The following is a 12789-nucleotide window of genomic DNA, read 5'->3' on the forward strand; positions in this document are numbered from 1 at the left end:
GGAGCATAGATGATTAAGCTTTCCGCCGCCGAAATTATTACGGCAACAGGCGGCTCACCGCTCGGCTTAGCCGGGCGTGAGAGCGAGCTAGGTGCTACCTTCGCGACCACCGATTCGCGTGAGGTTATACCAGGCACACTATTTGTTGCTAAGCCAGGTGAGGTGACCGACGGACACAACTTTGTGTCGGGAGCCTTCGACAAAGGCGCTGTCATAGCGCTTGTTGAACGCCCCGTTAAAGATGAGCGGGGTGTTTTGTACCCCAGCATCCAGGTTGATGATGTGGTTCTCGCCATGGGTAAGATCGCACAGTATGCTGTTGAAAAGATGCGGTCTCTAGGCGATCTTACGGTTATCGGTATTACCGGTTCTGCGGGGAAGACCACCACAAAAGATTTATTAGCAGCGACCCTAAGTTCTCAGGGCGAAACTATAGCCCCTGTAGGTTCGTACAACGGCGAAGTTGGCGTACCTTTGACTGTATTCCGCGCTGACGAAAGTACTCGCTACCTTGTGATTGAGATGGGTGCCGATCATGTGGGGAATATCGAATACCTGGCAAATATTGTGCACCCTGACCATGGTGTGATTCTTAAAGTTGGCACCGCACATGCTGGCGAGTTTGGCGGGGTCGACAACATCGAACGTACTAAAGGGGAGCTTGCCGAAGGTATTCGTACTGGCGGAACCTTGATCCTCAATGCTGATGATGAGCGTGTTGCACGCATGTCAGCTCGCGCAAGTGTGCCGGTAACCTACTTTGGGGTGGGGGAGAAACCACAGTACGAACGCTATGCTGCCGCTTTGGGGCTGCATACTAATGATGCTGGTTGTCCGGAATTTACTCTTCGCCTTCCCGACGCCAGCGAATATGAGATTTCCTCCAAACTCATTGGTGAGCATCATGTATGCAATATTCTGGCGGCTGCTACGGTAGCCTATAACGCTGGTGTTCCTGGAGGCGCTATTGCGCATGCCCTCAATAACACCGGTGCGCTGTCGAAATGGAGGATGGCTCGCACAGACCGCGCAGACGGCGTGACTGTCATCAACGATGCCTATAATGCTAATCCCGAGTCAATGACAGCTGCTTTACGCACTTTGGCCCAACTGGGACGAGGCGCGAAGCCACGACGGACATGGGCAGTTTTGGGGGCCATGCTCGAACTGGGCGAGGCCTCTTTGGAGGAGCACGATCGACTCGGTCGTCTGGTGGTACGCATGAATATATCAAAGCTTATTGCGGTTGGGAATGAGGCGAAACCAGCCTACAACGCCGCGCATCTTGAAGGTTCATGGGGTAACGAAGCTACCTGGGTAGAGACACCGCAAGAAGCACTAAATATTTTGCGTGCAGAGTTACGTTCTGGCGATATTGTGCTGTTTAAATCTTCAAATGGCGCTAAACTAGGTTCTTTGGGCGATGAGGTTGCCTTCTGCACCGAAACCTTTGGCGAGGCTCAAGAACAGGCTCCAGCTTGGCTGAGTGCTGGCGATTTTGTTGAGGTGACGGATTTAACGGACGCCGCTCTGAGCACGGTATCAGCTGGTAGTTCTGCAGCGCAAACCTCGACGACCGCCCTAGACCGTAGCCATCTTCACGAAGGAACACATTAACCATGATTACTGTGCTTATTGCTGGAATCCTAGGGTTTATTATCTCCTTCTCAGCAATACCGCTCTTCATCAAGCAGATGCAGAAGCTCAAGTTGGGGCAGCTGATTCGTGAAGAAGGCCCCGCCGCGCATCAGCATAAGGCGGGGACGCCCACGATGGCAGGTCTTATTTTTATCCCAGCCGCCGTTGTTGCCTACTTGCTTGCGTTGCTGATTAACGCTGCGGTTTTTGGAACCTCGCCGGTTCCTAGTGCGACGGCTTTATTGACCCTCGGGTTTACACTAGGAATGCTCGGAGTCGGTGCCGCCGACGATATTATGAAGTTCCGCAACCAGGGGAACGAAGGACTTACCGAGAACCAGAAGACTATTGGTCTGCTGGCGGTGACTCTTCCTTTTGCGTATTTGGTGTTTCAATTTCCTAATGCGGCGGGAGTGACCCCCGCCTCGACGGCGATTTCGTTTGTGCGTGATCTTCCGTTCGACTTCATGGCTGCTGGGGCTATAGGCGGTACTATCCTCATGGTGTTGTGGATTACCCTGATTTCTCTTTCGGGCACTAACGCCGTGAATTTCACTGATGGTCTCGATGGACTTGCGGGTGGCGCAACGATGACCATCTTTACTGGATACCTTGCCATGACTATCTGGCAATACGTACATGCCTGCAGCGGTGGGGCGGGAAATGCATGCTATGATGTGCGGGATCCAGGGTCGCTGGCACTTATTGCAGCCGCACTTGTTGGTTCCCTCGCTGGGTTCCTATGGTGGAACGTTTCTAAGGCACAGATCTTTATGGGTGATTCTGGTTCTCTTGCTTTGGGGGGTGCACTGGTTTCCTTCGCTATTTTCACCCGTACCGAGCTCCTGCTTCCCATTATCGCGCTTGTGCCGGTTCTGGAAGTGTTTTCGGTGATTGTGCAGAAAGTTGTCTTCAAAGTTAGCCGTAAACGTTCTGTATCTGTTGGCGATAAAATTCCTCATGCCTACCGTTTCTTCCGCATGACTCCTTTCCACCATCATCTTGAGAAAACCGGTGCAAACGGAAGATACTCCATAGATAAGAAGGGTCTTGTCCCCGGCTCTGTCAGCAGTGGTGAAGTGAACTCGGTATTCCGTCTGTGGATTGCAAATGCGCTTTGTGTGCTGGTTGCTCTTGCAATTTTCTTTGGAGATTGGTTCTCACAGACGTCTGGAGTGATTCACTAATGCCTGACGCTAAGAACTCGCAGCGGGCCTCCAACTATCAGGCACAGCGTGCCCAATATGCAGATGCTATCGCTGTCAATCCAGTCGTCAATAATCCTCGGCTTGCTGAGCTCACTACCTGGGACGGGCCTTGGGCGGGGCTGAAGGTTGTCGTGATAGGCCTCGGCACCAGCGGCGATGCTGCAGTGGATGTGCTGGCCCAGAAAGGTGCCCACATTACCGCTATTGATGCGCAGGATACGCAGGAAAAGCGAGAGCGCATCCGAATTTACCAAGAAGCCTATGGGAACGTGACGGGTTTATTTGGTGAGGAATACATGGAATGTGTGCCTCGTGTCGATGATCAAGACCCGGATGTTATCGTGACTTCGCCAGGAATCCGTCCAGATAGCCTGGTCATGCTCGATGCTTATGAACGGGGTATTCAAATTTGGAGCGAAATCGAACTGGCATGGCGTCTGAATCAACGTCAAGGTCGGGTTACTCCAAAGTGGCTGTGCCTGACAGGAACCAATGGGAAAACTACGACCGTGGGCATGGTCGATTCGATTCTTAAAGCAGCCGGTAAAAAATCTCTGCAGGTTGGGAACGTGGGCATGCCAGCAGTCTACGCTGTTGCCGACGATGAACCCTATGAATTTTTTGCGGTAGAGCTTTCGAGCTTTCAGCTGCATTGGACTTCTTCACTGTCGCCATACGCTTCCGTGGTGCTTAACGTAGCGGAAGATCACGTCGATTGGCACGGTTCTTTTGAGGCTTACAAGACCGATAAAGCACGTGTGTACGAAAATACTCAGGCAGCGTGTATCTTCAATACCGATCATGTTGATACTTTGCGTATGGTTGAAGAAGCAGATGTTATAGAAGGTGCCCGTGCCATCGGTATTAGCTCAACCGAGATCCCCTCAGTCTCCATGTTGGGCTTGGCGGAAAACATTATTGTTGACCGTGCGTTTTTGAAGAATCGATACAGCGAGGCACTTGAGCTTGGTGTTCTTGAAGATTTAGCGCCCGTTCCCGGTCAAGCTCCCGCACAGCACACCGTGGAGAATGCACTAGCCGCTGCCGCATTATGTCGTGCTGCAAATATTGCTCCTGAGGCTGTGCGGGATGGACTGCGTTCTTATAAGCCTGGTGCGCATCGTAATCAGACGGTGCTGTACCGCGATGGAATCCAGTGGGTCAACGATTCTAAGGCTACTAACCCACACGCCGCTAACGCTTCAATGAGCGCTTATCCTTCGCTGATTTGGATTGCTGGAGGTCTTTCTAAAGGGGTGGAGTATGATGATCTTATAGCTCAGCATGCTTCACGTTTGAAAGCAGTATTAATCATTGGCACTGATACGGCGGGACTTAAAACATCTTTGGCGAAGTATGCAAGCCATGTTCCTACCTATAATATGACGGCTTCGGCGAATGATCCCTCTGACGGGGTTACTGTTATGGAAGCTGCCGTAGTCAAAGCAGAAGAGCTAGCCGCTGAGGGGGATACAGTACTCATGGCGCCTGCCGCTGCTTCGATGGACCAATTTAACAATTATGCCGTTCGTGGTAACGCTTTTGTGGATGCGGTCAAATCTCATATTGTCGGTAACTGAAGGCATATTGATTGCTCTGAAACGATAAACGCCGTGTAGACTTTTTTGCTGTAGGAAAAATCTATCGAGTTTGTCGCGTCAAGACACAGAAGAGGAGAGCGCATGAGTAATGCACCCGGTCAGACTCACTCGTCGGCCCGTGGAGGCGTAAGTCATGCACAGCGCCAGGGCAGGAACGGCTCAACGAGGCTCGGTTCTTTTCTGCATAACGCTATCTCGTCTCTTTATAAGCGTTCCGCATCGCGTGATTTAGCGGATGTGCCGCGACTGATTCTTTTAGTATGCGCTGGTCTCACGGTTTTTGGCGTGATCATGGTACTGTCTGCATCATCTGTGAGCATGATTTCACAGGGAATATCCCCTTTCTCGCAGGTAACCCGTCAGGTAATGTTTGCCGCTCTAGGCGCCGCTGCATTAGGGGCTATAGCAGTATTGAAAGTACAGCGGTACCGCAAAATGTGGGTCGTTAATATCCTCTTAGCCCTGGCGATTCTTGCCCAGATTGCCGTTCTTGCTATTGGTACCGATATTAATGGCAACCGTAACTGGATTAGGTTCAGCGGCATTCAGATTCAGCCTTCGGAGTTCTCTAAACTCGCTATTGTGCTGTGGATGGCGATGGTCATGACTCGGCAGGGCAGTAAACTTAAAGAGAAGACATCTCGTGCAATTTTTCCCGCACTTTTTGGGCTCTTGCCCTTGATGCTGCTTATTCTGGCAGGTAAAGATCTCGGTACCGTGATCGTCTACGCCTTTATCTTCTTAGGTATGGTATATATTGCGGGCGCAAACCGTAAGACTATGGTATGGCTTTCGATTATTCTGATCGTGAGTGCCATAGTGGGGTCAATTTCAAGTTCAAACCGTCGTGAACGACTGATGAGTGTTTTCGGCGTGTGCACCGGTTCTGTCTGTGATCAATCTCAGGCTGGCGGGGTTGCGTTGGCAACCGGTGGGTTCTGGGGCGTTGGGCTAGGACAATCCCGCCAGAAGTATAACTATTTGCCCGAAGCACATAACGATTACATTTTCGCCATTATCGGCGAGGAACTGGGGCTTTTGGGTACGCTTACCGTGGTGCTTTTGTACCTGGGCCTGATCTATTGCGCATTACGCATTATTGCCCGAACAGCAGACCCGTTTATTCGTATTGCCACGGGCGGTATTATTGCGTGGCTTTCTACCCAAGCTATCGTGAATATGGCGATGGTTTCCGGTATTTTGCCTGTGATCGGTGTGCCGCTTCCCTTTATCTCATACGGCGGTTCATCCTTGATTTCATCAATGCTCGCCGCAGGGATGCTTTATGCTTTTGCACGTCAAACGCCACTTGTAGGCGGGCCTATACCAGCCGCCGATTTAACGAAGCAGACACCTCGCGAAGTGCGACGCGCTAATGAAGACTGGAAGCGACGACTGTCTCTTCAAGCCATCGTTGAAGATGAGCGGCTTCAACTGCAAGAAGCCGGTGGATCCCTTGGTAAAGATTACTGGGGTGAAGGCTTACTGCGTAGAGTCAAAGAACTGCCATCGTGGTTGGGCATAACCCAGCGACAGCGTGAGCATACTCGCAAGACGTATGAGCAGCGCGCTCAAGCACGTGCCGATCGTGCTGCTGAGCGTCGCCGTGAGGCGGAGCATCAGGAAGCTCTCGCTCATGAAGAGCAGCGTATTCAGCGTGAACGGCAGCGACTTCGTGAGCAGCGGTTCCAAGAGGAACATCCAAATGGATTGCATACCCATGAACGGGTTCCCCAATTGCGCCGTAAGGGAGACGTGCAGCCTGTATCTCGTCCCTCGCAGGGCAGGCAACGGTCAACCCCTGCAGACCACGAAGATACGATTCCCCTGCAGAACCTGCAAAAGCGCACAAACGCCAATCGAGCGCGTCACCGTTCTCCGTCATCGGGACGTTTGCCAGCCGGGTTGCGACCTTTGCACCCTCAACCGGGTTCCCAAACATCTTCTTCAGGGCAGCCTTCTGCGGGAACATCACGTCAGATACGTCGGCAGCAGCCTTCACAGAGTCAGCAGAACCCGCGAGGCCGTAAACCTGGCCAGGGTGGTTCACGCTCATAGCCTCTGAAATAGGGAAAGGAGGAATACCAGGCTCGGGACGTGGGTATATACCCGACTTCATATTCTTTCACTACGGGGTTAGTCCTGCTATGTCGTAAAATGAGGTGAATGTATTTGTTGGGAGTTATTATCTATGTCTAAGGCACCCTCTGTGGTTCTCGCTGGCGGCGGCACCGCTGGTCATATTAACCCGATGCTTGCTATAGCACGCGAAATCCGCCGGATTGAGCCGGAAGCTAATATTCTGACTCTTGGCACCAAGGATAAGATGGAAGCTCAATTAGTTCCTGAAGCTGGATTTGATATTGAGTTTATTCCGCGTGTAGCTTTCCCCCGAAGTCTATCGCTTAACGCATTAACCTTTTTACCAAGATTCGCAAAAGCGATTTCGCAAACCCGTAAAATTCTCAAAGATGCGAATGCAGATGTTGTAGTAGGCGTAGGTGGTTATGTGTGTCCGCCAGCATATCTTGCCGCTTTTTTCTCCCGCATTCCTGTTGTTATTCACGAGGCTAATGCAAAGCCCGGTTTAGCAAATAAACTGGGTGGTCCTCTAGCGAAGTTTGTGGGTGTGGCTTTCTCCAACACCCCTTTCCCTCGCGCCAAACTTGTGGGTATGCCCATGAAAGATGAGATCGCGCATCTGAACCGTCGAGCGGCACGAGCACAGGCGAGGCATACTCTAGGTCTTGACCCCGATAAGCCTGTTCTGATTGTGACGGGCGGTTCCTTAGGCGCACAAAGTCTTAATAACGCCGTCGCTGAGAACATTACGAATTTTGAGGACTGGGGTTTTCAGGTTTTGCATATTACTGGTAAAGGCAAAGCTATTGTGGATGATTCAGGCGAGCCCGTTACAGCCCCAAATTATCGTCAGATTGAGTTTAGCCACGGCATGCAGGATGTATATGCCGCAGCCGATCTTTTGATAGTCCGTGCTGGAGCCGCAACCGTAAGCGAAGTTGCTGCGGTGGGTGTACCCGCAATTTTTGTTCCGCTCCCGTTTGGTAATGGTGAACAAAGTCTCAATGCTCGTTCTCTGGTTATGGCAGAAGCCGCGCTTCTCATCGAAGATAAGAAAATGACCGGGGCGTGGTTTGCCCGTGAAATTCCATCATTGATGGCTGATGCTCAGAAGTTAAAAGAAATGGGTCGTCGAGCATATAAATTGGGCATTCGTGATGCCGCACATGTTATGGCTGAGGCAACCCTGAAGGTGGTTAAATAAATGTCCGAACTGATGAACCTTAACATGGTGCTTCCTGAGCCCCTGAACCCGCCGTTTCCCGCGCGCGCATCTCTGCAGGAGTTGGGACGTGTGCATTTTGTAGGGATCGGCGGTGCCGGTATGAGTGCTATTGCAACGTTGATGCTGAAAGCTGGTATTCCCGTAAGCGGCTCTGACCGAGCAGAAACGGCGACTATTCAGGCTTTACGTGAAGCGGGCGCTCGTGTTTATACTCCCCAAGATGCTGCGAATATTCACGATATTGATACCGTTGTTATCTCAACGGCCATTCACGAAGATAACCCCGAACTGATTGCGGCTCGTGCTCAGAACCTTCGGGTATTGCACCGCTCTGAGGCTTTGGCTGCCGCTATGGGAGCATCACAGGGTGTAGCGGTTGCTGGCACGCATGGTAAGAGCACAACCAGTTCCATGATTGCCGTCATGCTGGATAAGTTAGGGTTTCACCCGTCTTTCGCGGTAGGAACAGTTATTGCAGGATACGGCAGCAACGCGCGATTGGGGGCCACTGGTGAAGGCTCTTGGTTTGTAGCAGAGGCTGACGAATCCGATGGGTCTTTTGTGCGCTACCAGCCTGCGATCGCAGTGGTTACCAACGTTGAACCTGACCACTTGGATTTCTACGAAACTCCCGAACGCGTGTATGAGGCGTTTAACCGTTTTGTTGCCTCTATGGCCCCTGGTGGCGTCTTGGTGACATGCTGGGATGATGAAGGCGCTCGTGCGCTTGCAGAACGTGCGCGCGATGCTGGGATTGAAGTGGTAACTTACGGCCAGTCTACTGAGGCTGATCTACGGGTTTCACGCATTACGAGCCACGGCTCGGAGTCTTCGGCAACACTGCGCTGGTCTTTCGAGTGCGCGAATAAACATTACGAAGGCGAACAGGATGCTCAGCTGCGGGTACCCGGTATTCACAATCAGTTGAACGCAGCGGCAGCTTTTATTACCGCTCTTCTCGCTGGAGCACAACCTGAGGACGCGGCCGCCGCGTTATACGGCTTCGGAGGAGCAGATCGACGTTTTACTCTGCGTGGTGACGTAGCGGGTATTAAAGTCTTTGACGATTATGCTCATCACCCAACAGAGGTATTCCGTGCACTTGAGACCGGCCGCACGGTTGCCGATGGGCATAACCTCTATGTGGTTTTCCAGCCGCATCTGTTCTCACGCACCCAAGAATTTGCCGCCGATTTCGCGCAGGCTCTTTCGAAGGCTGATCGTTCGTATGTACTGGATATTTATCCTGCCCGGGAACTTCCGATTGAGGGAGTCACGAGTGAACTTATCACCGGTGCTGGATTTTCTGAGGTGCATTATGCGTCGGATGCAGCTGCAGCCATTGAAGATATTGCTATGTGTGCTGTTCCAGGCGATATTATTATGACCATTGGTGCAGGTGATGTTACCGCATTAGGAGAGCGTATTCTGCATGAGCTACATGCCCGTTACCTTAAGGAGTAATAGTGGCTAAAGGACGTCAAAAGCGAAAACCGGGCACGGAAGCGTTTGCAACCTCGCCGATACGTACTCCGAAGTTACCGGTTGTTCGCGGCAAAAAGAAAGCTAAACCTGCTGAAGATACGTCAAAATCTTCTGACGGTGCGAGCCCTCAGAATCAGACGAATCCTGTTGAGCAAGAAACTCATACCGAAAATAAGAGCCAGACGGGTTCTTCCCGTGCAACGTATTCTGAGTCTTCAGAGCCCAAGGACCGTGATATACGTCTGGATGCAGGGGAATCTGAATCGGATGAGCTGGATTCACAATCGGCGAAATCTACGTCTAGTACCTTTGGCCGATGGCGTCGTGAACGTGAGAAGGAACGCCAAACCGAGATAGCGCGGGAACAGGAGATCCGCGAAGAGCAGGGGCGTATCGCCCAATTACGCGATGACCCCGGGCTCGACGGGCTTTTGGCAGAAGACCAAAGTAAGAGTCAGACTTCGAAGCGCCGACGTCCGCTCACTCGATTGCGGAAACTCCTTTACGGCTTTGGTGCGTTCATGCTTGCTGTGCTTCTATATATCGGTTTGGTCTTTTATTCTCCGCTGCTCTCTGTTCAGACTATTCGAGTTGAAGGCGCTTCGCTATTGGATAGCGTGCAGGTTGAGCAGAAACTGGAACCACTCAAGGGCACGCCGCTGACTCGTATTAATGATCAGAAGGTGCGTGAACTTATCGACCAGGAGCATGTACTGCGCGGCGTGCAGATTGAGGCGCATCCTCCGCATGAACTAGTTGTAACCCTCAAAGAGCGTACCCCTGTTGCCGTCATTCATCAGGACGGGAAATATGTGGTTGTTGATAGTGAGGGAATCAAACTTCGTGAAGTTGAGAATGCTGATGGAATCAATGTTCCGCTTGTCGATGTTGGACAGGAAGTTCCCCAGGATTCTGCGGCCTTCCGCACGGTTGCAAATGTGCTCTCTGCTTTGCCCTCATCAATCCTGACGCAGGTGAAGGAGGCACGGGCAAGCTCAACCTCAAATATTAACTTAACCTTGAAGGATGGGGTTGTCGTGCAGTGGGGTACAGCTGAAGAGAGTGACCTTAAAGCTAAGGTTTTAACTAAGCTGATGGAGGCGGTACGTGAGGACCAGTCAAAAACCGCACAACAAGGACGAGCCGCTAATAAAGTAAACACTTATGATGTTTCTTCGCCGCGTGTTCCGGTTACTCGTTAGCCTTTAACCTTATGGTTAAGCATCGGGTAAAAAGATAGATTTTTTATAAAAATCTATAAATAATACACGTCAAATACCTCAGGCAACTAGGAACCTGGTGAAACTGTTGGTATCCTTGCAGATAAAGTCACTATGAGGTTAGGAAGACTAAGGTTCTACTTGAACCCTTGGGTTTTTCTAGAGATTTACACGAAATAATCGAGGGATAAATGGACGCTGGAACTCCCCAGAACTACTTGGCAGTCATCAAAGTCGTCGGTATCGGTGGCGGTGGCGTCAATGCAGTCAACCGCATGATCGAGGTTGGCCTGCGAGGCGTAGAATTCATCGCTATTAACACAGATGCTCAGGCACTTTTGATGTCTGACGCTGACGTCAAACTTGATGTTGGTCGTGAACTAACTCGCGGTCTCGGAGCGGGCGCAAACCCCGAGGTCGGTCGTCAGGCTGCTGAAGACCACGCCCAGGAAATCGAAGAGGTTATCAAGGGCGCAGACATGGTCTTCGTGACTGCAGGTGAAGGCGGCGGCACCGGTACCGGCGGTGCTCCCGTTGTAGCACGTATTGCACGCTCTTTGGGTGCCCTCACGATCGGCGTGGTAACTCGTCCCTTTACCTTTGAAGGTCGTCGCCGTTCGAACCAGGCGGAAACCGGCATTGCTGCACTTCGTGATGAAGTAGATACCCTCATTGTGATTCCGAACGATCGTTTGCTCTCTATCTCTGATCGCAACGTTTCGATGCTTGACGCCTTCAAATCGGCAGATCAGGTTCTTCTCTCCGGTGTGCAGGGTATTACCGACCTGATTACTACTCCGGGTCTGATCAACCTTGACTTTGCAGACGTTAAGTCTGTTATGCAGGGGGCTGGTTCGGCTCTGATGGGCATTGGCTCTGCCGCTGGTGAAGACCGCGCTGTTAAAGCCGCCGAGCTTGCTATCGCATCCCCACTTTTGGAAGCATCCATTGATGGGGCACACGGTGTACTCCTCTCCATTCAGGGCGGTTCCGATCTCGGTCTATTTGAGATCAATGAGGCTGCCCGCCTGGTCCAGGAAGTCGCACATCCTGACGCAAATATTATCTTCGGTGCTGTGATTGATGACGCCTTGGGGGATGAAGCACGTGTGACCGTTATTGCCGCTGGATTTGACGCTGTCAATCCTGAGACTAACACCAACGCTAACAGTTCAGCTTCGGCAAATGCTCAGGCGCAGCGTACCCAGCAGGCATTCGGCGGCTCTGCGCAGGCCGCTCCTGCAGCTCCCGCATCAACCGGATATGGTTTCGGCGGTGCGCAGAATGGTACTCAGCAGAATGATGTTCCTGCCGCAGCTGGCTTTGATGTTGATCTACCGCCCGTCGTGGAAGAATCCCCGGCACGGCGCGATACCCTCGATGTGCCCGACTTCTTGAAGTAAGTCGCACACATCCTTTTTAGACATAAGGGAGCCAAGGACATATACGTCCTGGCTCCTTTGTGTATGCTTTGACCTTATGACAGCAGAAAGAACCATGAGTACCCTCAACCCGTTTTACTCCACAGGAACTTATACCAGCGGCCCATATACCGTGCATATCGGATTTACTTCACGGTCGGCCGGTAATTTGGGGCTTCATGTTAATGCGGGCGAGCCCCATACCGCAACGCTGAAAAACCGTGCTGATGTACAAAGTCTCTGTGGTTCAGCTCCTTTCCTCTACCTCAATCAAGTACATGGTGCAGATATTGTATGCGCCGATCATATTCTGACTACTCAGATTTCTCCGAATGACGAGTGTGGGGCATATACGTTGAAACGTGCCGATCAATTACGCGAGCAGGCTCCGCAAGCAGATGCTGCCTACAGTACAACGGGTCAGCCTCTAGCTATTATGGTTGCTGACTGCATTCCACTCGTGTTCGTGGGAGAGAAATCTACCCCACATGACGTGCCCATTATTGCTGTGGCGCATGCAGGGCGTCCTGGGCTACTTGCAGGAGTTATTCAACGCACAGTTGCGACGATGCGAGAGCAGGGCGCAACACAGATTCACGCGTGGTTAGGGCCTAGTATATGCGGAAGTTGCTATGAGGTACCCGAAGATATGCGCGAACATGCGACACGGCAGATTCCTGAAACATACGCTCAGACAAGCCAAGGAACACCAGCTTTAGATTTGCCAGCGGGAGCGATTGCTCTCTTGAATAAGCTGAAGATAGAGGTTTCTACCGACTTGGCAGCCTGCACTTATGAAAGCACCAGCCTCTTTTCGCATCGAGGATTTATGAATCGAGGTGAAGCACCCGGACGTATCGCTGGGCTCGTATGGGTGACGAAACCTTCCTAAGATCTTAAAATCGAAGA

General features: G+C 51.7%; 9 protein-coding genes. All 9 read left to right on the forward strand.

Annotation, left to right across the window (positions count from 1 at the left end; genetic code table 11):
* The first annotated feature begins 9 nt into the window (after nucleotides 1-9).
* Nucleotides 10-1617, forward strand: coding sequence for a UDP-N-acetylmuramoyl-tripeptide--D-alanyl-D-alanine ligase (gene murF / locus HMPREF2804_RS05575; protein WP_070627662.1), 1608 nt, complete (start codon nucleotides 10-12; stop codon nucleotides 1615-1617).
* Nucleotides 1618-1619: 2 nt separating this feature from the next.
* Nucleotides 1620-2825, forward strand: coding sequence for a phospho-N-acetylmuramoyl-pentapeptide-transferase (mraY, locus tag HMPREF2804_RS05580; RefSeq protein WP_048754838.1), 1206 nt, complete (start codon nucleotides 1620-1622; stop codon nucleotides 2823-2825).
* A complete protein-coding gene (murD, locus tag HMPREF2804_RS05585; protein WP_070627663.1) occupies nucleotides 2825-4426 on the forward strand; it encodes a UDP-N-acetylmuramoyl-L-alanine--D-glutamate ligase in 1602 nt (533 codons plus the stop codon). Before mraY ends, murD begins: the two co-directional genes overlap by 1 nt.
* 102 nt (nucleotides 4427-4528) lie before the next feature.
* Complete coding sequence (locus HMPREF2804_RS05590) at nucleotides 4529-6505, forward strand: FtsW/RodA/SpoVE family cell cycle protein (protein ID WP_070627664.1); 1977 nt, start codon at nucleotides 4529-4531, stop codon at nucleotides 6503-6505.
* Nucleotides 6506-6638: 133 nt separating this feature from the next.
* Nucleotides 6639-7733 carry an undecaprenyldiphospho-muramoylpentapeptide beta-N-acetylglucosaminyltransferase gene (murG, locus tag HMPREF2804_RS05595; protein ID WP_004004391.1) on the forward strand — a complete coding sequence of 365 codons (1095 nt, stop codon included), beginning with the start codon at nucleotides 6639-6641 and terminating at the stop codon, nucleotides 7731-7733.
* Nucleotides 7734-9218 carry a UDP-N-acetylmuramate--L-alanine ligase gene (gene murC, locus HMPREF2804_RS05600; protein WP_070627666.1) on the forward strand — a complete coding sequence of 495 codons (1485 nt, stop codon included), beginning with the start codon at nucleotides 7734-7736 and terminating at the stop codon, nucleotides 9216-9218.
* A 2-nt stretch (nucleotides 9219-9220) separates the two neighbouring features.
* A complete protein-coding gene (locus tag HMPREF2804_RS05605; RefSeq protein ID WP_246824173.1) occupies nucleotides 9221-10441 on the forward strand; it encodes a cell division protein FtsQ/DivIB in 1221 nt (406 codons plus the stop codon).
* Nucleotides 10442-10650: 209 nt separating this feature from the next.
* Nucleotides 10651-11862, forward strand: coding sequence for a cell division protein FtsZ (gene ftsZ / locus HMPREF2804_RS05610; RefSeq protein WP_004004394.1), 1212 nt, complete (start codon nucleotides 10651-10653; stop codon nucleotides 11860-11862).
* 94 nt (nucleotides 11863-11956) lie between these two features.
* Nucleotides 11957-12772 carry a purine nucleoside phosphorylase YfiH/LACC1 family protein gene (locus HMPREF2804_RS05615; protein ID WP_048754834.1) on the forward strand — a complete coding sequence of 272 codons (816 nt, stop codon included), beginning with the start codon at nucleotides 11957-11959 and terminating at the stop codon, nucleotides 12770-12772.
* Nucleotides 12773-12789: the final 17 nt, after the last annotated feature.

Origin of the sequence: Rothia sp. HMSC065G12 (genome assembly GCF_001811455.1) — a bacterium.
GTDB classification, from domain to species: domain Bacteria; phylum Actinomycetota; class Actinomycetes; order Actinomycetales; family Micrococcaceae; genus Rothia; species Rothia dentocariosa.